We start from the raw sequence: 23,506 nt of genomic DNA, 5'->3' as shown, positions 1-23,506 counted from the left end.
TTTACCCTCGTTTGGGGGCGCAAAGATACACCTCTTTTTTTACTTGACAATGCCTTTTCTAAATTAATTGTGAAATACATTATTAACTATCTCATAAATAGGCTAAAAAATAATTATTTAAAATCGGTACTACCTTACCTAAGCTCTATTAAATGCTAAAATGTGAAGGACAACAGTAAATAATAGTAAGTAGGATATGTAAAAGACATGAAATCTTGTTTAATTTTGCATCATACTACATAAAAAGCTACATAGTAATAATGATAATAACTAAAATAGATAAATACATTATAAAAAAGTTCCTTGGTACTTTCATATTTATATTCATATTGTTAATGATGATTAGTATGGTATTTGATCTTTCAGACAAGTTATCTAGCTTTATAGAGAAGGGAGCTAGTTGGTTTGAAATATTTACGGTGTATTATTCTAATTTTATATTATTCTTTGGTTTTCAGTTTATATTTATGATTAATTTCATTTCTGTTATTTGGTTCACTTCAAAGATGGCACAGAATTCAGAGATAATTCCTATTCTAGGATCTGGAGTAAGTTTTAATCGATTTTTGAGACCTTACTTTATCTCTGCAACCATATTAGTAGTGATCACATTAATCATGTATAATTTTGTGTTACCTCCCTCTAACAAAATGAGACTTGATTTTGAAGAAAGGTTTTACCGAAATTCCTTTAACCCCACCAGTGGAAAAGTACAATTCGAAAACGGACAGAATGTATTATACGGTAAGTATAGCAGTAAGGACAATTCTGTAAATAATTTAATTATAGAACAATGGGATGGCTATGATTTGATTTACAAATTAAAAGCAAACAAAGCACAGGGAGATAGCTTATCCAAAATGTGGCATTTACAGGAGGTAAGTATTCGATATTTTGGAGAAAAGAATGATCAATTAACATTGATACCTATTATAGACACCATTTTACCATTTAAAGTAACCGACCTTATATTTAGGGAAAACATAGTAGAAGCTATGAATTATGCGGAGCTAAATAAGTTTATTAAATCCGAGGAACAAAAGAAATCAAAATTAGTCCCGAAATATTTATTAGATAAATACAATAGAATGGCAGCTCCATTTGCTATTTACATACTCACTTTTATTGGTGTATTAGTATCGAGTAGAAAATCAAGGAGTGGCACTGGTGGCAAATTAGCATTAGGTATTCTATTGTGTGTCCTATATATATTTGCTATGAAAATGACTACTGTCGCCGCCTTAAACGTTGGTTTTCCACCTTTAATAGCTACCTGGATTCCAAATATCATTTTTTTAGCCATATCCTTATTATTATATAGAAACATTTTAAAACAATTATGATTAGACATATTCCATCACTAGAAAAATTAAATTCCATGAATAGTAATACGCTAATGGAAACATTATCAATTAAATTTACTGAAGTGGGAACCGATTTTTTAAAAGCAACTATGCCAGTTAATGCAAGCACCCATCAACCAATGGGACTTTTACATGGCGGAGCAAGCGCTGCACTGATAGAAAGCATTGGTTCATTAGGATCGGCATTATGTGTTGATTTAGAAAAGGAAGCAATAGTGGGACTTGAAATTAACGCTAACCATATAAAAGGAGTTAAAAGCGGAATGGTACATGCTAAGGGCAAACTTTTACACTGCGGTAAATCCACACATTTATGGCAAGTGGAAATTAAGAATGATTTAGAGGAGTTAATTTGCATTGGTAGATTAACGGTAATGGTTATTCAAAAAAAATCTAAACATTAAAGCTTTCCTTGCATATCGTCATCCAGAATCGGTTATTCCTATTTATTTAGCAGGAAGAGCTCAAGAAATTAGTGCTTTTGATTTTTTAAATAAAGGAGAGGGGTTTGTTTTTCACGCATTTGATAATGAGAAGAATTTATTCTTAGATCAATTAAACACTATTGAGCAGGAATCTTTTGATTTTTTTTACCATCCCCATGAGCACGAGATAATTTCAAAACAGGCTTACCTAGAAACATGTAGTACTATTATAGAAAAGATCAGGACATCTCCTATTCAAAAAATTGTTTTCTCTAGAATTCAGAAAGAGCGTTATCACAGAAATCCTTTAGCCATTTTCAAATCTTTAAACGAATCCTATCCAAATAGTTTTAACTATATAATAAGTATAGAAAATGTTGGCACATGGGTAGGGGCTACTCCTGAGCAATTTTTAAAAAAAGACCATCAAAAGCTCACTACCGTATCATTAGCTGGCACTAAATTAGATCCAGCTACACCTTGGGGAACCAAAGAGATAGTAGAACAGCAAATAGTAAGTGACTTTATAGCGGAACAATTAAAGAAGAACCAATGTGAAAACACGGAGATTAATGGACCTTCAACCATCAACACGGGTGTAGTATCACATTTAAAAACCATTTTTAATACCACAATAAAAAATTCGTACACAGGTCAGATCATTAAAGACCTCCACCCTACTCCTGCCACGTGTGGACTACCTAAAAATGAAGCATTAAAAGAAATACAGCACTTTGAACAACACAAAAGGAGATATTATACGGGATTTTTAGGATTAGTAAATTCTAACCAACTAGATCTATTTGTCAACTTAAGATGTATGGAAATAGATGCAAACTATGCCTATTTATATCTTGGTGGTGGTATCACTTGCGATTCAGACCCTGCATTAGAATGGCATGAAACGTTACACAAAGCAAAAACCCTCGATCATTTTTTACGTTAATCGAATTCAAAATCTACACGGCGGTTTAACTTTTTTCCTAAGGCAGTATTATTGGCTGCTATGGGATCCGTTTCTCCTCTATACTCTATAATAACTCGATCGGGTGGCATACCATACCCCTCTAAAATCTTTTCTACCCTATTCGCTCTTTTTTCAGACAATTGAATGTTGTAATTATTTGAACCATTTGAATCTGTATGTCCAATTATTTTTATTCTCAAATCAGAATGTGATTGAACGACACTTACCATTTGTTTTAGGTAGGCATTAAACTCGTCGCTAACTACCGCTTTATCATGATCAAAGTAAACAGGTTTAATTTCAAAATCACGCATATCTTTAGCACGGACATAATAAGCATTCCACCCTCTTTTTAAATCATTTTGAAAATTAGTCACCCAGGAATGGTATTTAGATATTGTATCTCCTTGGGACATTTGGTATTTTGACTTGAACAAGGTAATTTCACCAGAATAAGCGCGACAATCCTTAGAAGTAAACCTACCTTTTAAGTAGCCTGTTGAATCATTATAAGTCAATTCTGCATTAATTAAACACCAAAAATTATTACCTTCATTCTTTTCATTCCCCAACATAACTTCTTCGAAGAATAATTGATTAGCACTTTTTACCTTACCTTGAAAAGATTTTAAAGCATAATTATCGGTAAAAGGTATTTCATTTCTAGAAGTCCCATTAATTACATTAGTAGATTCCTCAATATTAAACTCAATCCAAAATGCTAAAGGCTTAGGATTAGTCATTCCACTTTGCTCAATAACACCTTGCCAAGTACCTTCAAAAAAACTTTGTGTGAATGCATTTAATTGGAAAATCAACAAAAATATAAGTTGATAAAACATTTTTCTCATGGATTATTTATTTGCAATTTTTATTCCAAAAATTAATAAGTATTATTTGAATACATTTTACTACTTTTAGTTTACGTAAAATTACAATTAAGTTACATACATGAAATTATAATGGCAATCACAGAAAATGACTTTTTAGCGGTATACCCGCAATTAAATGACCTAGCATTGGTTAAAGACATAATAAATAATTCAAAAATTATTAGTTTAAAGGAAGGGGAGATATTAATTGACTTGGATGAGAACATGGAATCCTTTCCTTTAATCCTTTCTGGTTCTTTAAAAATATTAAGAGAAGACGAAGAAGGTAACGAGGTGTTTTTATACTATGTAAATTCGGGTAACACTTGTGCTACAACGGTTTCTTGTTGTTTAAATAAAACAAGAAGTAATATTAGAGCGATAATTGAAGAAGACGCTGTTTTTCTGAGTATTCCTAATCAGTTTATGGATCATTGGATTAAGGATTATGAAGTTTGGAGAAACTATATTTTCCAATCTATGACACAACGTTTTAACGATATGCTATATGCAGTAGATCAATTGGCGTTTAAAAAAATGGATGAACGAATTTTGCATTACATTCAAGAAACAGCTAGGACAACTAAGAATAACATTTTACACATTTCTCATCAAGAAATTGCGGTAGACATGAATACATCAAGAGAGGTTGTTTCTCGCTTACTAAAGCAATTAGAGAATGAAGGAATTGTTAAATTAGGCAGAGGAAAAATTACACTTCTTTAAGACTTCGTTTTTTTCCATTCAGAAAAATTGGAAGTAATACTTAACATATTCGTGCTTCCTGCTGGGGAATCAAAAACAATAGAATAATTAAAATCCAATTTTTTCACTCTAAACCCTACACCGGCAGAAAAGCCAGTTATACTAATTCTATCTGGGATAATAAAAGTTTGTCTTCTATTAAAGTTATAGCCAATTCTCAAAGAGAAATTATCCGTTGGAATAATCTCTACGCCTAAATTTAGATGACGGAAAGTCTTGTCTAAAAATGATATACTTGGGTCTGCTAAGGTATCGTCTGGATTTAAAGGATCAATAAGCGGTCCTTCAAAAGGCGCTAAATAGGACAAATCCCAATCGGTAAGATCGTGTGCAACTAGGCTAAACCTAAATGGGGCATGATTTAACTTATAAGAAACGCCAGCGAGTACCTCAATTGGAAGTGGTTCTCTGTTACTTTTAGTATACCCTTTAAATTGTACTCCTACATTTCGTGCTGTAATATGTGCGATTACATTCTCATCTTCACTTTGGTACATTACAGCAAAATCTATCCCTACACCAAATGCAAAGTAAGATTCTAACTGGGAGAAGATAAGATTTACATTACCTCCAATACTAAATCTTTCATTTAATTTTTTTCCGTATCCGGCACCAATTGCATAATCTCCAGCAGTAAAAGTCCCTAAATCGTTTCCTGCAGGGTCAGTTCTATTAAATTTTCCATAAGCAACATAACGCATATGCATTACCACCATACCAATTTTTTCAAAATCATGACCGATCATTAATTGTCCATAATTTATTCCTGCAGGATAAAAAGCATGGTTAAGGGCAACATTTTTATCCATTTGTGTATTTATACTAGCAGGATTGAGGACACTTAAGTTAATATCATTATCATTAGCCGCCCCAAAATCTCCTCCGAGTGCAGCGGATCGCGCATTAAAATTTAAGTCAAGAAATTGAAATGCACTTTGTCCACCAATTTGACTCATCACCGAACTGGATACAAATAAGAATAAGCAGAATAAGTTTGTTTTTATGTTCATCATTTACCTAAACGTAGAATTAATTCGTTTATTTTAGTTTCTCCTATCAATTCCCCACATCATTTTATTTCGAATTGTATTCAAAAAGTTTTGATCATCACTTTGAATTACATCAATATTATAATTTGCCTTACTAATTATCAATTCTGTTGAAAAAGCTACCGTTTCGGAACGAGAATCCATAGAACATAAGAATTCATGACTTCTACCTTCAATTTTCAGTGTGATTTTTCTTGAATCTGGCACAACTACTGGTCGGACATTTAAATTATGCGGTGCAATAGGGGTAATAATAAAATCATTTGCTCCAGGCACAACAATTGGTCCCCCACAACTCAAAGAGTAAGCTGTAGATCCGGTTGGTGTCGCGATAATCAAGCCATCTGCCCAGTAAGAGTTTAAATACAAGTCGTCAATATAAGTATGAATGGTTATCATACTTGAACTATCTTTTTTATGAACTGTCACTTCATTCAATGCCACATTATTTCCATCAAACAGATTACTTTCCGAATTCACTTGAATTAAGGATCGAGATTGCAGTCTATATTTTTTATGGTTAATCTTATCTAGCACCTCTTTAATTTCATCTTTTTGAGTTGACGCTAGAAAGCCTAATCTTCCTGTATTCACACCTAGTATTGGAATGTGGCTATCTTTTACGATATGAATTGTTTCAAGAAAAGTACCATCCCCTCCTATACTAATTAACAATTCAGTATCTTTTGCTAAGTCTTCATGATTAGTGTATAAATCCAAATTATCTTTAATTACCAATCTTTCTTTAAGAAACTGATGAAAAGGCTCGTAGATGGTGTACTCCCAATCATACAAACTTAGCGTATTAAATAAATCTTGAATATAAGGAATAAAGCTATCTTGAAAATTTTTACCGTAGATTGCAATTTTCATACTTAAAGTTTTAAATAGTTCATTAGTTCATCATATCTATTTTTCAGGTCTTCAAAGTACTCCCCTTCAGAATAAGATTCTTTAATAAAATAATCATAACGTTCAAAAGTTCTTAGAATGGAATCTATTTCTGTTGAATTAATTTTTAAAGTTACTTGAACATTGGTACTATCAGTTAAAGAAGAAACATAACTACTAAGTATTTTAGCATCATTTTCTTCTACAATTCGAGCTATTTGCGTCAATGAATAATCATGTTTATTCATTTCTAACACTATCACCCCACCAGCTTCTTTCATTGAACTTACCGCTGTAATTTGTGAGATAAGAAACAATAAATCCGTGCAACCGATATACTCGTTGTTTCTATTCAATACAGGCACAATGGTAATTTTTGCATTGGCGATTGTTTTTAACACGTCATAAATATGACTATCTCCATAAACAAAAGGATTTTGAAGGTAAGGCAATTCAGATTTAAGGCTATTTTTCGGATCCTTCATATCGTAAATATCATCATCTGAAACGATACCGATATAATTTTTTCCATCTACAACGGCCAAGTGATTCACCCTAAATTCATTCATCCAATTCAGCGCCTTTTCGCCTGATTCTGTGTACTTAATAGGTGGTATGTATTCAGAAATTAATTCTTCTGCTCTCATGTTGAAATGTAATTTAGCCTCAATTGCTTATAAATATAATAAACAAAGTAAAGTATTTATTTTCTTTAATTATATTTTTGTAGCGTAAATGTATATAATACTTTAAAAAAATGGGGACAAAACTCAGCGTAAATATCAATAAAATTGCGACAATAAGAAACGCTAGAGGAGGCAATACGCCAAATTTAGTGGAAGCCGCGAAACAAATTCAATCATTCGGAGCTGAAGGCATCACTATTCACCCTCGACCAGACGAAAGACATATCACCAAAAAAGACGTGTACGACTTAAAAAAAGTAGTCTACACGGAGTATAACATTGAAGGTTATCCAAATGATCGTTTTATGGCGTTACTAAAAGAGGTAAAACCCACACAAGCGACTTTAGTACCTGATCCACCAGGCGTGTTAACCTCTAATGCTGGTTGGGACACTTTAGAACATTTTGAATTTCTAAAAAAAATAAACCAAGAAATAAAAGCAATGGGAATACGTACTTCCATTTTTATTGAAACCAATGAAGAGATGATAGCAGCTTCGGCAGAAATTGGCGTAGATAGGATTGAGTTTTACACGGGACCTTACGCAGCGCAATTTTCTAATGATAAAGCAAAAGCGATAGCACCTTTTACAAAGTGCGCAGAATTAGCAGAGAAACTTAACCTAGGCATTAATGCTGGACATGACTTAAGTTTAGAGAATTTAAAGTTTTTCAAGCAAAATATACCAGGGTTACTTGAGGTATCTATTGGCCATGCTTTAATTTCAGATGCTTTGTATTTAGGATTAGAAAATACGGTAAAAATGTATAAAGACTTATTAGTGGACTAATCTTCAACTACCAATTTAAATCCTACGCCGTGTACATTATTGATACTCACTTTTTCTTCTGATTTTAAATATTTCCTCAATTTTGAAATAAACACATCCAAACTTCTACCTACAAAATAATCATCTTGTCCCCATACGGCATTCAAAACAATGTCACGGGGCAAGACTTTACCTTTATGCAACATTAATAAATGTAATATTCTTGATTCTTTTTTAGTCAATTTTTGCTTAGCACCATCTTTATATTCTAAAAGAAACTCTTTACTTTTAAAAAGAATAGTCCCTATTTCAAAATCCTCTTGTTCTTTTTCCTTAAAATCAGGAATTGATCGTTTTAATAAAGATTTTACACGGAGCAAAAATTCCTCTGCATTAAAGGGTTTTGTAATATAATCATCCCCACCAACAGTAAGTCCTTCAATTTTATCTTCCACTTCCGCTTTAGCGGTCAAAAATAGAATTGGGACATTTGATTTTAGGCTTCTAATATCTTTCGCCATGGTAAACCCATCTTTTTTAGGCATCATCACATCTAAAATACATAAATGAAAAGTTTGGGCATTAAAAGCTTTTAATCCCTCCACCCCATTGATGCATAATTGCACTTGGTATCCAGCATTTTTCAAATAATCATGAATGACAAAACCTAAATTCGTATCGTCTTCTACTAATAATATTTTGATATCTTCATTCATAAAAATTAATTATTTAAAGGTAATAAAATGGTAAACTCGCTCCCCACACCCAAATGACTTTTGACCTGTACGGTACCATTGAGTTGTTCTATGATAGATTTCACGTAAAACAATCCTAGTCCGAAACCTTTTACGTCGTGTAAATTACCAGTTGGCACTCTATAAAACTTATCAAAAATAAACCTAAGGTTGTCTTTAGAAATACCATTACCATTGTCTTTAATTTGAATGGCTATTTTATGTTTTACATTATAAGTACTAATTTTTATCTGTGGTACTTTATCTGTATACTTAATTGCATTATCCAACAAGTTATAGATAACATTAGTAAAATGTACCATATCCGATTGGATAATAAAATGGTTCGCTTTGAGATCTAACTCAATACCTCCTCCGCCCTCATCCAGTTGGTTAAATTCTAAATTATCTTTCGCCTCTTCAATAATTTCATGCACATCAAAGGTGGAAATTTTCAATTTCACTTCTCCTTTATCCAATTTAGCCATATTCAACACCCTTTCGACTTGTTGCTCTAATCGTTTATTCTCTTTATATATAATACTAGCAAACCTTTCTAATTTTTCAGGAGAATTATTGGTACCATTTAACAAGGCTTCACTTGACAAACGAATAGTAGAAATTGGTGTCTTCAGCTCATGCGTCATATTATTGATAAAATCATTTTTTATATCCGACAACTTTTTCTGGCGTAAAATAATTAGGACTGTATATACAAAATAGGCAAGAATAAATAATAATATTGCGAACATATAGTACCATGGCGTTACATTTTCCGGCACATTTTCAATAGAATAGTTTTGACGATTAGGGAATGACACTGCAAAATAGTGCACATCTGTATCTAGTTTATTTTGTAGTTTACCATCAATATTTTTATTGTTTTCAATTACGAATACAGAGTCGCCTTTAAACTTAATAAAATCACCATAGATTATGCTATCTGTAAAGCAATCATAAATCCCGTATCTAAAATCATCTTTTATGTTTTGGTTATAAAATTCGGATTTCAATAAACTTTCTAATAAATAAGGATGCAGAGTATCTTCTAACTCCACTGTGAAATAATTAGAAGATTGTTGTTTTACCTTTCCATACAAATCACTTTTTTGTTTATTAATCCTTTGAATTTCGGTCGCTACATTTTTAAGTGCTAGACTTACATTTTCATTAAACTGTTTAAAATTGAGACTATCTTGAAAATTTTGAATTTTAATATTCGTATTTTGATATTCAATATTTTTTTTTACCCAAAAAAACTGAATTGTTAAAACACAGAATATGGAGAATATACCTAGAAATATTACGGTTTTAACCTTAAAATTATTCATCAGTTAAAATTAGAAAAAAACATTGAGACTAAATGTTGATTTTTATTTAATGTTTACTATATATATTTGTAAAAAATAAAAATAGCATGAAAAAAGTAATGATTGGCATTTTTGCCACTGGATTAATGGTAGCAAGTTGTGATTCCAACACAACAAAAGAAGAAGTGAATGTAGATTCTACTGTAACAGAAGCAGTAGCAGTGATGGAAGAGGAGCCTGTAAATGAATTAGCATTTAATGGTGTTACTAAAGGGGCATATACACTTTATGGTTTAGAAGACGTTGATGCAACAGGAGCAGTAAACATAGAAGAAATGATGACGCAATTTGACAATACTGGTTCTTTTGAAGGCAAAGTAGCAGTAGACATTAATGAAGTATGTCAAAAAGCGGGATGTTGGATTAACTTTAAAAAATCAGCAGATGAAAACATCATGGTATTCTTTAGAGATCATTTCACCATTCCAATTGAAACTTCAGCAGGTAAAGCAGCAATACTTTACGGTAATCTAGTGACAGATACATTAACCGTTGATTTTCAAAAACATTTATTGGATGATGCTGCACAAGCAGGGGATGAAATTAATCAAGCCGATTATGATGCGATAACAGAAGACAAAATTGATTTATCATTTGATTGTTTATCCATATTGATTAAAGACTAAGAAGCGTAACAGATTATAAAAAAAGCCTATTGGATGTCCAATGGGCTTTTTTTATACAATACACCCAACGCATATTTCTGAATACTCGTTTGAAATAGAAACAATTAATATGATAAAATACATTTTAACTTTAACAATACTTGCTGGGCTATGCTTATCCTGTAAAAAGGATTATCAATGTGACTGTACAGAAACCAAAACTTTTAGTGAAAACATGTCAACCCAGGTCTACATTGAATATTACACTTTCGAGATTAAAGACACACCTTCCAAAGCGGAAACTAGTTGTTTGGGTAATAATCTATACGACGCTACACCCGATAACAAAAACAATGTGAAAATTGAATGTACCTTAATAAATTAGGACAAAAAAAAAGGTTGCTAAAATAGCAACCTTTTTTTTTAAAAAATATACGTTATTTTAATCCGTTTCTACTTGTTTTAAAGTATCTGCTTTATATTTTCCAGCGGATAAACCTTCTTGAATTTTCTTAAAAGTTTCAATAGTATAAGAAACATCTTCTAAAGTATGAGAAGCAGTTGGTATTAAACGCAACATGATTACATCTTTAGGCACCACAGGATACACTACAATGGAGCAGAAAATATTATAATTTTCTCTTAAATCAAAAGTAACATTTGTCGCTTCTGCTAAAGTTCCAGATAAAAACACAGGGGTTACTGCTGTATTTGTTCTTCCTATATTGAAATTATTTTCTTTTAGACCAGTTTGCAAAGCAGTCGCAATTTTCCATAAATTCTCTTTATGTTCCGGTTGTGTTCTCAACATTTCAAGTCTTTTTCTTGCACCAACCACTAGCGGCATTGGCAAGGACTTAGCAAAAACTTGAGATCTCATATTATACCTTAAATACTCAATGATATCTTCTGTCGCTGAGATAAAAGCACCAATGGAAGCCATAGACTTGGCGAAAGTACCAAAGTAAATATCAATTCCATCATGACAACCTTGGTGTTCACCTGTTCCCATACCAGTTTCACCTAATGTACCAAAACCGTGAGCATCATCAACAAATAAACGGAAGTCATATTTACCGTTTTTTCTATACTCGATTAATTTTTTTAATTCACCTTGATCGCCTGCCATACCGAATACACCTTCAGTAATTACCATAATACCACCTTCAGTATCTGCTACTAATTTAGTTGCACGGTCCATTTGTTTTTCAAAACTTTCCATATCATTGTGTTGAAACACAAATCTTTTTCCAGCATGTAAACGTACCCCATCAATAATACAAGCGTGAGATTCACTATCGTAAACAATAACATCTTTTCTATCTACTAAACAATCGATTGCAGATAACATACCTTGGTAACCGAAGTTTAACAAGATGGTATCTTCTTTCTTCATAAAATCAGAAAGTTCTGCTTCTAGTGCTTCATGCTCTGAAGTTTGACCAGTCATCATTCTCGACCCCATTGGGTATGCAAGTCCCCATTCTTTAGAAGCATCAGCATCTACCTTTCTCACTTCTGGCGCATTGGCAAGTCCCAAATAATTATTGACACTCCAAACCAAACATTCTTTGCCTCTAAATAACATTTTATTTCCTATTTCGCCTTCTAATTTAGGAAAAGTAAAATAGCCATGAACACCTTTGGCATGTTGTCCTAAAGGTCCTCTATTCTCCTTAATTCTTTCAAAAATATCTTTTGCCATAATTTTTATTTAATCCGCATAGCGGATACACTAAGGTGCGAAAGTAGGAGTAAAATTCTTTTTTCACCCAAAAATGGGGACTTTTTATTCACATTTTTTAGTTTAACCGCTTAAATATTTGCATATTTTAACAAATCAAAGCGTATATTTGCCGAGCATTATGAAACAAAAATCGGTAAAAATTATTTTAGTCTTCGCATTTATAGTAAGTTTAACAGCTTGTTCGGACTTTAACAAGGTAATGAAAAGTGAAGACCAAGTTTTCAAAAAGAAACGAGCAATTGAATATTATGAAACCAAGCAATATGAAAATTCAGCTGCAGTTTTAGAAGATATTATTCCTTATTTTAAATTGTCGGCAGATGGAGAAAAGCTGTACTACTATTATTGTATGTCTAATTACTATTTAGACGACTATTATTTAGCTTCCTATTATTTTAGACGATTTATCAATCAATATCCTAGTAGTGTACATGCAGAAGAATGCCAATTTTTAAGTGCCATTTGTTCGGTTAACAATTCCCCAGATTATAGCTTAGACCAAACAGAAACCTTAAACGCTTTAGATCAGTTACAGATATTTATAGACATGCATCCAAAAAGCAGTTTAATTGATTCTTGTAATAAGATCATGGACAAACTCAATTACAAAATAGAAACGAAGCAATTTGAATCTGCAAAACTTTATTACAAAACGGAGAATTACAAAGCAGCACTAACGGCTTTCGAAATTCATTTAGCCGACTTTCCAGGCACACGATACAGAGAAGAAACCATGTATTTATTGGTAAAAAGCAGTTATTTGTTAGCTATTAACAGTATTGAGTCTAAAAAAATGAAGAGATTCAATGAAACAACGAAAACTTATCGTAAATTTGTAAGCCAATTTCCAAATTCTAAATATGTCAAAGAATTGTCTGTTTTAAATAAGAAAGTGGAAAAAATAATTAACGGTCAAAACAGTTAGTTTTAAATTGAAAGAAATGAGTATAAGTTACAAAAACACAAATGCTGAGCGTTCAACCATCACAAGAGATGTAGAATTTTTAGATGATCACACTGGAAACATTTACAAATCTATTGCTGCGATTTCAATGAGAGCGGATCAGATTAGTTCAGAAGTGAAGGAAGAGTTAATAGCAAAATTAGCTGAATTTGCTTCAACTACTGATAATTTGGAAGAAATTTTTGAAAACAGAGAGCAAATTGAAATCTCTAAATTTTATGAGCAATTGCCAAAACCAGCAATGATTGCGATTCAAGAATTTATTGAAAACAAAATGTATTTAAAAGATCCAAACGGTGCTGATGTAGCTACCAAATAATTATTCAATTGTTATTGGGTAAAAAAATATTGGTAGGGGTAACAGGAAGCATAGCTGCCTATAAAACTGCAATATTAGTAAGAGAATTAATCAAATTAGAGGCAGAAGTCAAAGTAATCATGACTCCTGCCTCTACTGGTTTTATTACCCCACTTACACTAGCTACACTTTCTAAAAATCCAGTTTCATTTGAGTTTGTTAAAAATGAAAATGGAGAATGGGAGAATCATGTAGAGTTAGGGTTGTGGGCAGATCTATTTATTATTGCACCATTAACAGCAAACACACTATCCAAACTCGCGAGTGGACAAGCGGACAATTTATTGTTGGCGACATATCTTTCTGCGCGTTGTCCGGTATGGGTGGCACCCGCTATGGATTTAGACATGTTTAAACATGGTTCTACCACAGAAAACTTGAACAAATTAAGTGCTTACGGTAATAAAATCATTGCCCCTACTGCAGGTGCTTTAGCGAGTGGCTTAGAGGGAAAAGGCAGAATGGAAGAGCCGGAACAAATTGCAGCTGAAATTGTAGCCCATTTTAGCATCCAAAGTAATTTGAAGGGAAAAAAAATATTGATTACAGGTGGACCGACTTATGAGTCTATTGATCCGGTTAGATTTATTGGTAACCACTCTAGTGGAAAAACAGGTGTAATTTTAGCAGATGAATGTGCCAACAGAGGAGCAGCAGTTACACTCGTGCTTGGACCATCCATTCATTCTCCGTTAAATCCAGCAGTAAACGTTATACGTGTAACTACAGCTGCAGATATGTTTAAAGTTGTTCAAGCTAACTGGTCCGATTCATCTATAGGAATATTTAGTGCTGCAGTTGCTGATTATAGACCTGCAAATATGGCAATAGAAAAGATCAAAAAGAAATCAGATGAAATGTCGATTGATTTGGTAAAAAACCCAGACATATTAGCTTGGGCAGGTACGCAAAAAACAAGCAAACAATATTTAGTTGGATTTGCCTTAGAAACCAACAACGAAATTGAAAATGCGAGAGGTAAATTAGACCGGAAAAATCTAGACTTACTTGTCTTGAATTCATTAAGAGATAAAAATGCTGGATTTGGATACGACACGAATAAGGTTACTTTTATTAAACCGAACAATATTTTAATTAATTTTGAGTTAAAACAAAAATCATTGATGGCTAAAGATATCCTCAATGAAATTGAAACCGATTTTACTGCATGAAAACACTTATTTTTTCAATATTCATTATACTAACCAATTTAGTAATTGGACAAGAATTAAATTGCCAAGTAACCGTTACAAGTACACCTGACTTTTCTGCGACAGCAAACGATAAAGAAATATTTTCTGACTTAGAAAATAACATTACAGAATTCATGAATACGACGGTATGGACTGATGATTTATTTGAAATTGAAGAAAGAATAAATGTAAGTATATTGATTACAATTACCGCTAAAAACGGAACAGATGGTTTTAGTGGACAAATTCAAATACAGTCTACACGACCAGTTTACAACACTAGTTATAACACCACAACTTTTAACCATATTGATAAAAACTTTGATATCGTTTACCTTAGAAATACGGCTCTATTATTTTCTGTAGATAGATTTAGATCAAACTTAACATCCATACTTGCTTTTTATGCTTACATGGTATTGGGATATGATTATGATAGTTTTTCATTAAAAGGTGGCACGTCTTATTTTGTAAAAGCCCAACAAGTAGCAAACAATGCGCAACACTTAACCTCTTCCGACTGGGATCCAAATAAAAAAGGATCTAGAGATACACGTTATTATATAGTTGACAACGCACTGCAATCTTTGTTCGAACCAATCAGAGCCACCTACTACAATTACCATAGACTAGGTTTTGACGTGATGTATTCTGATCCTGAAAAAGCTAGACAAGTAATTCTTCAAAGCATTAACGCATTAGACCGTGTAAATAGATCAAGACCTGGATCGGTTAATTTGCAAGTATTTTTTAATACAAAATCGACAGAATTAATATCCTTATTTTCACAAGCAGACAATGGGGTGAAAAATGCAGCAGTCAATATATTAAAAAGGCTAGATCCTATCAATGCATCCAAATACGAAAGTATTTTATAATTCCAAAATATTATGTTAAACCGGTTAATCATTTCGAATTTCGCACTGATTGATAACTTGGACCTTAAATTTGAAAATGGTTTTGTAGCCATTACAGGAGAAACGGGTGCAGGAAAATCAATATTATTAAAAGCTTTAAATCTTTTGTTAGGAGGAAGAGCGGATCATAGTGCATTAAAAGGAAACGAACAAAAATGCATTATTGAAGCAGAATTCAATATAAAAGAACTTGATTTAAAAGCAGATTTCGAAAATTGGAATATAGATTATGACGACCTTAGTATTGTACGTAGAGAAATCAACCCACAAGGTAAATCTAGGTTGTTTATTAATGACACCCCTACAAATGTAGCCACCTTAAAAAGTTTAGGGGATAAAATAATAAATATTCATACCCAACACGAAACAATTGATTTGTTGGACAAACAATATCAGCTAATAAATCTTGACATCTTCGCCAATCACCTTGACTTAGTGCAGGCCTATCAAAAAGAATACACCACTTTACAAAATCACCAGCATGCATTAAAAGAATTGATGCAACAAGAAGCTGAGAACAGAAAAGAAGAGGACTATACCCTATTTTTATTTGAAGAGTTTGAAAAAATTAATTTAGAAAAAATAGACATTCCACAGTTACTCAAGGAGCATGAAAAACTGGAAAACTGGGAACACATACAAAACCAATTAGGCACAGTGATGGACCTAATGCAAGCTGAACTTAGTTCTCCCATTTTTGAAACTAAAAAAGGCATTGAAGCACTGAGTAAAATAGAAAACTTATCTACCAGTTACGCAGCTTTAAAAAGCCGTTTACTTTCTGTTGAAATAGAATTGAAAGATATTGAAGCATGTGTAGAAGATGAATTAAATGCGGATGAAATAGATCAAGAGAAAGCCCAAGCAATCAAAGAAAAGATTGAAATAATCAATGGGTTAATGTACAAGCACAATGTAAATACAGGAGAATCCTTATTAGAGATCAAACAATCCTTAGAAGATAAAATACAAAATTTTTCAAGTGTTTCTACCGACATAGAAAAATTAGAAGCTGTGATAAAAAGCATCACCATTGCTTTAAAAAAAACAGCTACTAAAATCCATGACGGTAGAATAAAGAGCATACCAAAATTTGAAATTGCGGTCCAAGCAATACTAAAAGATTTGGGAATGGAAAATGCTGCCATTAAAATTGACATAAATACGGTTACAGAACTTCATAAAAATGGATTTGATGATATAGAGATGTTAGTTAAAACGAATTTAGGCGGTCAATTCTTACCTATTTCCAAATCAGCATCTGGTGGTGAACTTTCTAGAATTATGTTGGCAATATTAAAATTAACTGCCAAAATAAAAAAATTACCTACTTTAATTTTTGACGAAATTGACACCGGCGTGTCGGGTGAAATAGCATCCAAGATGGCAGCTTTATTCACCAATATGGGATTGAACACTCAAATTATAAGCATCACACATTTACCACAAATTGCCAGTAAGGCTAAAGCGCATTACCATGTTTTTAAATCTACAGAGGATAATCGAACCACAACCAAAGTAGTCGCCTTAAACAAAGAAGAAAGAATCCATGAAATAGCAAAAATGATGAGTGGAGAGACGATTACAGACAAGGCCATAGAAAATGCTAAAATCCTATTAAACTAAGATGAAAAAGAGAATAGTAACCACTGGTGTTTTTTTTATATTTTTAGCAATCATACTTGGTGCAATGGCTGCCCATAGTTTAGAAAAAATAGTAGACGAAGCATTAATAGCAACTTTTCAAAAAGGGGTTACCTATTTACAATATTCTGGATTAGGCTTACTCATATTAGGGCTTAACGACAATAGATTAAAGGTAAATTTAAAATGGGTTTACGGGTTATTGATTAGCGGCACCATTTTATTTTCAGGTAATATATTTATTTATGTCTTTCACGAAATCGTTCCGGCTTTAAAAAGTTTTGTCCACATTGTGCCAGTTGGCGGACTATTAATGATTATAGCTTGGGGAATACTGGGAATTAAATTATTAAGATTAAAGTAACTTTTTAGGTTTACCTGCAATAAAATCTTTTAAATAAAAAGGCTCAAAATACGCCACATCTACAAAGTCTTTGTTTTGAAATTTATCAAACGATAATTTATTCATGCCCGTTGCGGATACTTCTGTTTCCAAATCAAAAATAGCATTTACATGCTGGATGGTTCCATCACATTTTTCAGCACCTGGTCCTAGGAATAAAACCTTTTTATTTTCCAAAAATTCTGAAAAGGCATCTGCTTCAATTATTTTCGCTTCAACCGGGCTAACGAGTTTATAATCGACATCAAACAAAGCAACATAAACCTCCATTCTTTTAGCGTCGAACATGGGACAAAACAGTGCTACCTCATTATTATTAGCACATTGTGCGAGTGCAGCTAAAGAATTAATGGCTATTAAGGGAATATTTAAACCAAAACACAATCCTTTAGCGGTAGAAGTACCTATTCTTAAACCTGTATAAGAACCAGGACCTTCGCTTACTGCAATTGCATCAAGATCTTTTAAAGTAAAAGCAGTAGTATTCATTAACGCGACAATAAAATTGTTCAGGTTTTCAGAATGAGAAAAATTCTCTGTTTTACTTTCTATTTTACCAATTTCTATACCGTTCAATGCCAAAGAAACAGAGCACACTTTGGTGGTAGTTTCAAGGTTTAAAATTAAAGCCATTCGTTTTTTATTCAATAATCATTATCTCCACGCGTCTATTCGCGTCTTCTTGTTCAGGACTTGTTGGATGTGGATAAATCATTTTTGTGTTCCCAAACCCTACGTAGGAAACCCTATTTTTTGAAATACCATTTTCTACGAGGTAAATATAAGCCATTTTTGCTCTTTCAGCCGAAAGTTTTCTGACTCTTCTTTTAGCACCATATCCAGGCGCATTTACATGTCCTTGAATTTCAATTTTGATATCATTATTTACAACCATAAAATCCAGTAATCTTTTTAAGGCAATTTTTGAAACCGGTAAGAAGTTTTTCGAATCTTGTTCAAATCTAAGACCTTCCATTTTTAATAATTTACCCGGCGCTAACTTTTCAATTTCCACCACAATTTCAGAATCTTTAGTTGCATTGAACTTCAAACCTTTGATTTCTAAAAAATAACCTTTTGCATTTACAATTACCTCAACATATCTAGAAGGGGTTGCATCAAATAAGAAATCAGAACCTTGGAATAGTTTTTCATCAATCCTTAATCCATTTACATTTACATTTGCATCCACAGGCGCCCCCGTTTCTTTGTCTCTTACACTAATTCGAACAGTCTTATATCTCGGATTCGATTTATAGTCTTGAATATTTTCTTCCAATTCAACCACTTCACCAGTCCTAAAGTATTTTACTTTAAAATTCCCTTGTAATTTAGAGCTGGAGTGAATCATTAAGTAGAATACATCATTATACTTTGTTTTCACAATATTTTTTAAAACTTTCGATTCGCCCTTTGTATCTGCATTAATTCCTTTAGTTTTCATAGATAGTGAGCTATCTTGTCGGATTGGAAAAACATCTCCATTGCTTAAATCCCCACACATATTCCCCGTTAAATCCTTAAACAAAAAGTAATTGAAATTAATATTGTCTTCAGAAGAAATTTCAAAACCGAACTCACCATTTAGAGTAGGTTCTAACCTTAACCAAACCGTATTTGTTTCGTAAACAGTAGGCATGATAGCTTGTAAATCTCTTACACGTCCAAAATTACCTGGCAATTGAATATTTGATTCATCAAAATTAGTTACTTCTACGGCTCCAATACAATCGGCAACTGAAGATTCAAAATTTTCAATTTCTTGACTGATTCCATAGGTTCCCATCATGAGTGCAAATGCAATAAAGAAAGTATTCTTCAATTTCATAATTTATTATATTAGGGTTAACTTTACTGTTTATTACTTAAAATCTATCGATAAGGTTACATCCTATATCGACTTAGTATTTTCATTTTACATTTAATCTATGTCAGAAACAAGTTTTTACGAAATTTTAGGAGAAGAAAGACTTACCTTATTACTCGACAAATTTTATGACAAAGTATTTGCTAGTTCAATTATTGGACCATTATTTTCAAGGGCGCCAAAAGAAGAAATAAAACATAAACAGCATTTATTCCTAACCCAATTTTTAGGTGGTCCGGCTTTATATACTCAAACTATTGGCAACCCAAAAATGAAACAGCGACATTTCCCACATAAAATCACGAATGAGGCAAAGGATGAATGGCTAAGATGTATGAAAGAAGCCATTCAAGAGCTAGATTGGGATGATAGAAATAAATTTAACTTATATAGTTGTTTCCCTAAATTGGCACAACACATGGTGAATAGTTAAAAAGAATTACAGGCTTTAATTTTTAGGTACTTATTATATATGAAGGATACATGGCAGCCATATATTCATCCATTTTATTGGGGATTTTCACCAAACCAATCCATCCAAAAAGCATCATAATTACGACAAACAAAGCTATTACTGCATTCTGACCAATAGAAAATTGTTCTACTTTATCCCAATTAAAGCCGAAACTTACAGGATACCAAAACACAAATCCAATTTTCGTAAAATTCAACAATATGTGATCTGTAAGGTATTTTTTATTCGTTAGTTTAAACCTATTGTTAATTCCTTTTTTCAATTGGAACAAGCGATAAATTGAAAACAAAGTATAAGCTATTAAAATAACAAGGAGCAATCCTTTGGAATTCCCTATTTTTTCAAAGCCATAAAAAACGAAGGAATATAAACAAAGTAGCATTAAAATTTTGGGGATTTTAAAAAAAGCCAAGAATAAGTCCCACATCATTCGGTTATATTTTTTGTTTAAAGAATTCAATCTACTTTCCACCACCTCGCCAAAACCAAAAATACCAAATTTTTTAAATGCACTTAATTTAGCCGCTTCAAAATTCATTTTGGGATTATCGGCCCAAGATTCTTCGATATCATTTGCTAAGTGATCCACTAATTCGATTTGTAAATCATACCATTCTACATAATGAGAGGCTGTGAATTCATACAAATTTTCAATTTGTTCGGTCGTTAATTTTCTCATCAGAATTGGATTTTAGGATTCATTAATACTTGCATAGATTGCATGAATTGTTCTAATTCCGCTTTTAGAAGAACACGTTCCTCCACTCCTTTTTTCGTTAAAGTGTAATATTTTCTTTTTCTATTTTCGACATTTAAAAGGGTAACTGTTAATAGTCCTTTTGCTTCTAATTTATGTAAAGTAGGGTACAATGCTCCCTCCGTCAAATTAAAGTCGCCATGGGTTAATTCCTTCACTTTTTGAGTCATCTCGTACCCATACATTTTACCATTTTCTTTCAATAAGTTTAGTACTATAGTTTGCAAAGTTCCCGTAAGCAATTTAGAGTTAGCCATATTCAAATATAGTAAATATTACCTAAGCAGATTAGGTAAGCATAAAGAAACATAAAAAAAGCCACAATATTAATTGTGGCTTTATACATTTATATATTATTTAAACGCTTTTATTTAATCCCGTCAATAATGGCATTTAAAGTTGCACTAGGACGCATTACTTTAGCAGACAAAGCATCATTTGGAAAATAATAACCTTTTAAATCTACTGGCTTACCTTGTACTTCATTTAATTCCTTTACAATTTTCGCTTCATTTTCTTTTAATTGATTAGCAATAATAGCAAACCTTGTTTTTAAATCAGCATCTAAATCTTGATTCGCTAACTCTTCAGCCCAATACATTGCAAGATAAAAATGTGAACCTCTATTGTCTAATTCTCCCACTTTTCGAGAAGGTGATTTACCATTTTCTAATAATTTAGAACTTGCATCATCCAGGGTATTTCCTAAAATATTTGCTTTTGGTTTATTTGCAAAATCACCCAAATGATTTAGAGAAACCGCTAATGCTAAGAATTCACCTAAAGAATCCCAACGCAAATGATTTTCAGCCAACAACTGTTGTACATGTTTTGGTGCAGAACCACCAGCTCCAGTTTCGAACAAGCCACCACCATTCATTAAAGGAACAATAGATAACATCTTAGCACTGGTACCAACTTCTAAAATTGGAAATAAATCCGTTAAATAATCTCTTAATACATTTCCTGAAACAGAAATAGTATCTAACCCTTTTACAATTCTTTCTAGTGAAAAGTTAGTGGCATCAATTGGAGATAGAATTTGAATATCTAATCCTTTTGTATCATAATCTTTTAAATAAAGATTAACCTTTTCGATTAATTGTGTATCGTGTGCTCTATTACTATCCAACCAAAATATTGCGGGAACATGGGTAGCTTTTGCTCTATTTACAGCTAATTTCACCCAATCTTGAATTGGTGCATCTTTCACTTGGCACATTCTCCAAATGTCACCAGCTGCAACATCTTGTTCCAATACTACCACTCCATTTTGTTTAACCACTTGTACTTTTCCATTCTCAGGAATTTCAAATGTTTTATCATGAGAACCATATTCTTCTGCTTTTTGAGCCATTAAGCCTACATTAGAAACAGAACCCATAGTTACAGGATCTAAAGCACCATTTTTTCTACAAAAATCAATGGTTGCTTGGTATATTCCTGCGTAAGCACGGTCAGGAATAACCGCTAAAGTATCTTCCGCTTTTCCTTCTTTATTCCACATTTTACCTGAATTTCTAATCATAGCAGGCATAGAAGCATCTATAATTACATCAGAAGGAACATGTAAATTAGTTATTCCGTTATCAGAATCGACCATGGCTAATTCAGGACCATTTTCAAGCGCTAATTTTAACTCGCTTTCAATTTGGGCTTTTTGTTCTTCAGGTAATTCCTTTAAATTACTCAATAGATTTCCAAAGCCATTATTTACATCAACGCCAATTTCATCAAATACTTGTTGATTTTTTTCAAAAACAGATTTAAAGTAAGTTTTAACCACATGTCCAAAAATAATTGGATCAGACACTTTCATCATGGTTGCTTTCAAGTGCACAGAAAAAAGAACATTTTCTTTTTTCGCTAATTCGATTGCGCCTTCTAAAAATGCAATTAAATCTTTTTTGCGTAATACTGCAGTATCAATAATTTCGCCAGGTAAAAGTGGTGTAGAAGCTTTTAAAACTTTTACATTTCCATTATCTTCTACCAATTGAATTTTCACATCATCCGCCTCTTTAAAAGTCATTGATTTTTCACTGCCGTAAAAATCTCCTTTTTGCATACTTGCCACATTCGTTTTAGAACTTGTTGACCAAGCCCCCATACTATGTGGATTATTTCTGGCATAATTCTTTACTGCTTTTGGTGCTCTTCTATCAGAATTACCTTCACGCAATACAGGATTTACAGCAGAACCTTTTACTTTTCCATACAAGGCCATTACTTTTTTATCTTCTTCAGACTCTACCTCTTCAGGATAATCAGGTAAAGCAAAGCCACTAGCTTGTAATTCGGCAACCGCTGCTTTTAATTGGGGAACTGATGCAGAAATATTAGGTAACTTAATAATATTTGCTTCTGGTCTTTTCGCCAAATCTCCTAACGTTTTTAAGGCGTCTTCTACTTTTTGATCATCTTTTAAATACGCAGCAAAAACGGCTAATATCCTCGCTCCCAAAGAAATGTCTTTTAACTCAATTTCAATTCCAACTGGCCCAGTAAAGGCTTTAATTATTGGTAAAAAGGATTGGGTTGCCAAAGCAGGTGCTTCGTCTGTTTTTGTATAAAATATTTTAGCTTTTTGCTCGCTCATGCTGATTAGATTTAATTGATTAAAAAATAGAAAACACAAAATGAATTATGTTTTGAAAGCAGGACAAATTTAATAAATTTATGA

At 32.5% G+C, this 23,506-nt stretch carries 26 protein-coding genes; 14 read left to right on the top strand and 12 right to left on the bottom strand.

Features of this window, described 5'->3' with window-relative positions:
• The first annotated feature begins 260 nt into the window (after positions 1–260).
• The 3 genes from DNU06_RS14620 to DNU06_RS14610 are packed head-to-tail and all read left to right on the top strand — an operon-like array spanning position 261 to position 2,735.
• On the top strand, positions 261–1,343 hold the full coding sequence (locus DNU06_RS14620) for an LptF/LptG family permease (RefSeq protein WP_111064239.1): 1,083 nt from the start codon (positions 261–263) through the stop codon (positions 1,341–1,343).
• A 35-nt stretch (positions 1,344–1,378) separates the two neighbouring features.
• Complete coding sequence (locus tag DNU06_RS14615; RefSeq protein WP_233503047.1) at positions 1,379–1,768, top strand: PaaI family thioesterase; 390 nt, start codon at positions 1,379–1,381, stop codon at positions 1,766–1,768.
• The gene (locus DNU06_RS14610; protein ID WP_111064237.1) at positions 1,764–2,735 is read left to right on the top strand and encodes a chorismate-binding protein; all 972 of its coding nucleotides are present in this window, start codon (positions 1,764–1,766) and stop codon (positions 2,733–2,735) included. Before DNU06_RS14615 ends, DNU06_RS14610 begins: the two co-directional genes overlap by 5 nt.
• On the opposite strand, the gene DNU06_RS14605 is transcribed toward DNU06_RS14610, so the two are convergent.
• On the bottom strand, positions 2,732–3,607 hold the full coding sequence (locus DNU06_RS14605) for an OmpA family protein (protein ID WP_111064236.1): 876 nt from the start codon (positions 3,605–3,607) through the stop codon (positions 2,732–2,734). The two genes, DNU06_RS14610 and DNU06_RS14605, sit on opposite strands and share 4 nt — an antisense overlap.
• Positions 3,608–3,718: 111 nt before the next feature.
• On the opposite strand from DNU06_RS14605, the gene DNU06_RS14600 reads away from it, so the two are divergent.
• A complete protein-coding gene (locus tag DNU06_RS14600; RefSeq protein WP_111064235.1) occupies positions 3,719–4,354 on the top strand; it encodes a Crp/Fnr family transcriptional regulator in 636 nt (211 codons plus the stop codon).
• Here DNU06_RS14600 and porQ read toward each other — a convergent pair.
• Genes porQ through DNU06_RS14585 form a run of 3 tightly spaced genes read right to left on the bottom strand, consistent with a single transcriptional unit; the run spans position 4,351 to position 6,980 of the window.
• Complete coding sequence (gene porQ / locus DNU06_RS14595; RefSeq protein WP_146239262.1) at positions 4,351–5,406, bottom strand: type IX secretion system protein PorQ; 1,056 nt, start codon at positions 5,404–5,406, stop codon at positions 4,351–4,353. The genes DNU06_RS14600 and porQ overlap by 4 nt on opposite strands.
• Before the next feature lie 30 nt (positions 5,407–5,436).
• Positions 5,437–6,315 (bottom strand): NAD kinase, encoded by an 879-nt coding sequence (locus DNU06_RS14590; protein WP_111064233.1) that lies wholly within the window; start codon positions 6,313–6,315, stop codon positions 5,437–5,439.
• Between the two features lie 2 nt (positions 6,316–6,317).
• The gene (locus DNU06_RS14585; RefSeq protein ID WP_111064232.1) at positions 6,318–6,980 is read right to left on the bottom strand and encodes a CBS domain-containing protein; all 663 of its coding nucleotides are present in this window, start codon (positions 6,978–6,980) and stop codon (positions 6,318–6,320) included.
• Between the two features lie 110 nt (positions 6,981–7,090).
• Between DNU06_RS14585 and DNU06_RS14580 the strand changes: the two genes are divergently transcribed.
• Positions 7,091–7,810: a pyridoxine 5'-phosphate synthase gene (locus DNU06_RS14580; protein WP_111064231.1), complete on the top strand. Its 720-nt coding sequence runs from the start codon at positions 7,091–7,093 to the stop codon at positions 7,808–7,810.
• Here DNU06_RS14580 and DNU06_RS14575 read toward each other — a convergent pair.
• Together DNU06_RS14575 and DNU06_RS14570 are read right to left on the bottom strand one after the other, a co-directional pair.
• Complete coding sequence (locus DNU06_RS14575) at positions 7,807–8,505, bottom strand: response regulator transcription factor (RefSeq protein WP_111064230.1); 699 nt, start codon at positions 8,503–8,505, stop codon at positions 7,807–7,809. The two genes, DNU06_RS14580 and DNU06_RS14575, sit on opposite strands and share 4 nt — an antisense overlap.
• 5 nt (positions 8,506–8,510) lie before the next feature.
• On the bottom strand, positions 8,511–9,854 hold the full coding sequence (locus DNU06_RS14570; RefSeq protein WP_111064229.1) for a sensor histidine kinase: 1,344 nt from the start codon (positions 9,852–9,854) through the stop codon (positions 8,511–8,513).
• 86 nt (positions 9,855–9,940) lie between these two features.
• Between DNU06_RS14570 and DNU06_RS14565 the strand changes: the two genes are divergently transcribed.
• Together DNU06_RS14565 and DNU06_RS14560 are read left to right on the top strand one after the other, a co-directional pair.
• On the top strand, positions 9,941–10,519 hold the full coding sequence (locus tag DNU06_RS14565; RefSeq protein WP_111064228.1) for a DUF4920 domain-containing protein: 579 nt from the start codon (positions 9,941–9,943) through the stop codon (positions 10,517–10,519).
• Between the two features lie 109 nt (positions 10,520–10,628).
• On the top strand, positions 10,629–10,883 hold the full coding sequence (locus tag DNU06_RS14560; protein WP_111064227.1) for a hypothetical protein: 255 nt from the start codon (positions 10,629–10,631) through the stop codon (positions 10,881–10,883).
• A gap of 57 nt (positions 10,884–10,940) precedes the next feature.
• Here DNU06_RS14560 and DNU06_RS14555 read toward each other — a convergent pair whose 3' ends face one another.
• Entirely contained in the window at positions 10,941–12,203 is a 1,263-nt protein-coding gene (locus DNU06_RS14555; RefSeq protein ID WP_111064226.1) for an aminotransferase class I/II-fold pyridoxal phosphate-dependent enzyme, read from the bottom strand.
• Positions 12,204–12,363: 160 nt separating this feature from the next.
• On the opposite strand from DNU06_RS14555, the gene DNU06_RS14550 reads away from it, so the two are divergent.
• The 6 genes from DNU06_RS14550 to DNU06_RS14525 are packed head-to-tail and all read left to right on the top strand — an operon-like array spanning position 12,364 to position 17,685.
• Complete coding sequence (locus tag DNU06_RS14550; protein WP_111064225.1) at positions 12,364–13,170, top strand: outer membrane protein assembly factor BamD; 807 nt, start codon at positions 12,364–12,366, stop codon at positions 13,168–13,170.
• Between the two features lie 16 nt (positions 13,171–13,186).
• Positions 13,187–13,528 (top strand): DNA-directed RNA polymerase subunit omega, encoded by a 342-nt coding sequence (locus DNU06_RS14545; RefSeq protein WP_317048250.1) that lies wholly within the window; start codon positions 13,187–13,189, stop codon positions 13,526–13,528.
• Between the two features lie 14 nt (positions 13,529–13,542).
• On the top strand, positions 13,543–14,739 hold the full coding sequence (gene coaBC / locus DNU06_RS14540; RefSeq protein ID WP_317048249.1) for a bifunctional phosphopantothenoylcysteine decarboxylase/phosphopantothenate--cysteine ligase CoaBC: 1,197 nt from the start codon (positions 13,543–13,545) through the stop codon (positions 14,737–14,739).
• Positions 14,736–15,638: a type IX secretion system protein PorD gene (gene porD, locus DNU06_RS14535; protein ID WP_111064223.1), complete on the top strand. Its 903-nt coding sequence runs from the start codon at positions 14,736–14,738 to the stop codon at positions 15,636–15,638. The genes coaBC and porD overlap by 4 nt, the downstream gene beginning before the upstream one ends.
• 12 nt (positions 15,639–15,650) lie before the next feature.
• On the top strand, positions 15,651–17,303 hold the full coding sequence (gene recN, locus DNU06_RS14530) for a DNA repair protein RecN (RefSeq protein WP_111064222.1): 1,653 nt from the start codon (positions 15,651–15,653) through the stop codon (positions 17,301–17,303).
• Between the two features lies 1 nt (position 17,304).
• Positions 17,305–17,685 (top strand): DUF423 domain-containing protein, encoded by a 381-nt coding sequence (locus tag DNU06_RS14525; RefSeq protein ID WP_111064221.1) that lies wholly within the window; start codon positions 17,305–17,307, stop codon positions 17,683–17,685.
• Here the strand turns inward: DNU06_RS14525 and tsaB are convergent.
• The gene (gene tsaB / locus DNU06_RS14520) at positions 17,677–18,357 is read right to left on the bottom strand and encodes a tRNA (adenosine(37)-N6)-threonylcarbamoyltransferase complex dimerization subunit type 1 TsaB (protein WP_111064220.1); all 681 of its coding nucleotides are present in this window, start codon (positions 18,355–18,357) and stop codon (positions 17,677–17,679) included. The genes DNU06_RS14525 and tsaB overlap by 9 nt on opposite strands.
• A 7-nt stretch (positions 18,358–18,364) precedes the next feature.
• Positions 18,365–19,552, bottom strand: a complete 1,188-nt coding sequence (locus DNU06_RS14515) for an OmpA family protein (protein WP_111064219.1) — start codon at positions 19,550–19,552, stop codon at positions 18,365–18,367.
• A gap of 100 nt (positions 19,553–19,652) precedes the next feature.
• Here DNU06_RS14515 and DNU06_RS14510 point away from each other — a divergent pair, with 100 nt between their 5' ends.
• The gene (locus DNU06_RS14510) at positions 19,653–20,024 is read left to right on the top strand and encodes a globin domain-containing protein (protein WP_111064218.1); all 372 of its coding nucleotides are present in this window, start codon (positions 19,653–19,655) and stop codon (positions 20,022–20,024) included.
• Between the two features lie 22 nt (positions 20,025–20,046).
• Here DNU06_RS14510 and DNU06_RS14505 read toward each other — a convergent pair whose 3' ends face one another.
• From DNU06_RS14505 to DNU06_RS14495, 3 genes are all read right to left on the bottom strand, one after another.
• Entirely contained in the window at positions 20,047–20,745 is a 699-nt protein-coding gene (locus tag DNU06_RS14505) for a hypothetical protein (RefSeq protein WP_111064217.1), read from the bottom strand.
• Positions 20,745–21,080 carry a PadR family transcriptional regulator gene (locus tag DNU06_RS14500; protein ID WP_111064216.1) on the bottom strand — a complete coding sequence of 112 codons (336 nt, stop codon included), beginning with the start codon at positions 21,078–21,080 and terminating at the stop codon, positions 20,745–20,747. The genes DNU06_RS14505 and DNU06_RS14500 overlap by 1 nt, the downstream gene beginning before the upstream one ends.
• Before the next feature lie 110 nt (positions 21,081–21,190).
• On the bottom strand, positions 21,191–23,422 hold the full coding sequence (locus DNU06_RS14495; protein WP_111064215.1) for an NADP-dependent isocitrate dehydrogenase: 2,232 nt from the start codon (positions 23,420–23,422) through the stop codon (positions 21,191–21,193).
• Positions 23,423–23,506: the final 84 nt, after the last annotated feature.

The organism is Putridiphycobacter roseus, from assembly GCF_003234935.1.
In the GTDB taxonomy this organism is placed as follows: domain Bacteria; phylum Bacteroidota; class Bacteroidia; order Flavobacteriales_D; family Crocinitomicaceae; genus Putridiphycobacter; species Putridiphycobacter roseus.
The sequence above is the reverse complement of the archived record's forward strand: the minus strand, read 5'-3'. Positions and strand labels throughout refer to the sequence as shown.

Coding starts and splice junctions, on each gene's coding strand:
- DNU06_RS14620 (WP_111064239.1), top strand. CDS start 261: ATGATAATAACTAAAATAGATAAATACATTATAAAAAAGTTCCTTGGT.
- DNU06_RS14615 (WP_233503047.1), top strand. CDS start 1,379: ATGAATAGTAATACGCTAATGGAAACATTATCAATTAAATTTACTGAA.
- DNU06_RS14605 (WP_111064236.1), bottom strand. CDS start 3,607: ATGAGAAAAATGTTTTATCAACTTATATTTTTGTTGATTTTCCAATTA.
- DNU06_RS14600 (WP_111064235.1), top strand. CDS start 3,719: ATGGCAATCACAGAAAATGACTTTTTAGCGGTATACCCGCAATTAAAT.
- porQ (WP_146239262.1), bottom strand. CDS start 5,406: ATGATGAACATAAAAACAAACTTATTCTGCTTATTCTTATTTGTATCC.
- DNU06_RS14590 (WP_111064233.1), bottom strand. CDS start 6,315: ATGAAAATTGCAATCTACGGTAAAAATTTTCAAGATAGCTTTATTCCT.
- DNU06_RS14585 (WP_111064232.1), bottom strand. CDS start 6,980: ATGAGAGCAGAAGAATTAATTTCTGAATACATACCACCTATTAAGTAC.
- DNU06_RS14580 (WP_111064231.1), top strand. CDS start 7,091: ATGGGGACAAAACTCAGCGTAAATATCAATAAAATTGCGACAATAAGA.
- DNU06_RS14575 (WP_111064230.1), bottom strand. CDS start 8,505: ATGAATGAAGATATCAAAATATTATTAGTAGAAGACGATACGAATTTA.
- DNU06_RS14570 (WP_111064229.1), bottom strand. CDS start 9,854: ATGAATAATTTTAAGGTTAAAACCGTAATATTTCTAGGTATATTCTCC.
- DNU06_RS14565 (WP_111064228.1), top strand. CDS start 9,941: ATGAAAAAAGTAATGATTGGCATTTTTGCCACTGGATTAATGGTAGCA.
- DNU06_RS14560 (WP_111064227.1), top strand. CDS start 10,629: ATGATAAAATACATTTTAACTTTAACAATACTTGCTGGGCTATGCTTA.
- DNU06_RS14555 (WP_111064226.1), bottom strand. CDS start 12,203: ATGGCAAAAGATATTTTTGAAAGAATTAAGGAGAATAGAGGACCTTTA.
- DNU06_RS14550 (WP_111064225.1), top strand. CDS start 12,364: ATGAAACAAAAATCGGTAAAAATTATTTTAGTCTTCGCATTTATAGTA.
- DNU06_RS14545 (WP_317048250.1), top strand. CDS start 13,187: ATGAGTATAAGTTACAAAAACACAAATGCTGAGCGTTCAACCATCACA.
- porD (WP_111064223.1), top strand. CDS start 14,736: ATGAAAACACTTATTTTTTCAATATTCATTATACTAACCAATTTAGTA.
- recN (WP_111064222.1), top strand. CDS start 15,651: ATGTTAAACCGGTTAATCATTTCGAATTTCGCACTGATTGATAACTTG.
- DNU06_RS14525 (WP_111064221.1), top strand. CDS start 17,305: ATGAAAAAGAGAATAGTAACCACTGGTGTTTTTTTTATATTTTTAGCA.
- tsaB (WP_111064220.1), bottom strand. CDS start 18,357: ATGGCTTTAATTTTAAACCTTGAAACTACCACCAAAGTGTGCTCTGTT.
- DNU06_RS14515 (WP_111064219.1), bottom strand. CDS start 19,552: ATGAAATTGAAGAATACTTTCTTTATTGCATTTGCACTCATGATGGGA.
- DNU06_RS14510 (WP_111064218.1), top strand. CDS start 19,653: ATGTCAGAAACAAGTTTTTACGAAATTTTAGGAGAAGAAAGACTTACC.
- DNU06_RS14505 (WP_111064217.1), bottom strand. CDS start 20,745: ATGAGAAAATTAACGACCGAACAAATTGAAAATTTGTATGAATTCACA.
- DNU06_RS14500 (WP_111064216.1), bottom strand. CDS start 21,080: ATGGCTAACTCTAAATTGCTTACGGGAACTTTGCAAACTATAGTACTA.
- DNU06_RS14495 (WP_111064215.1), bottom strand. CDS start 23,422: ATGAGCGAGCAAAAAGCTAAAATATTTTATACAAAAACAGACGAAGCA.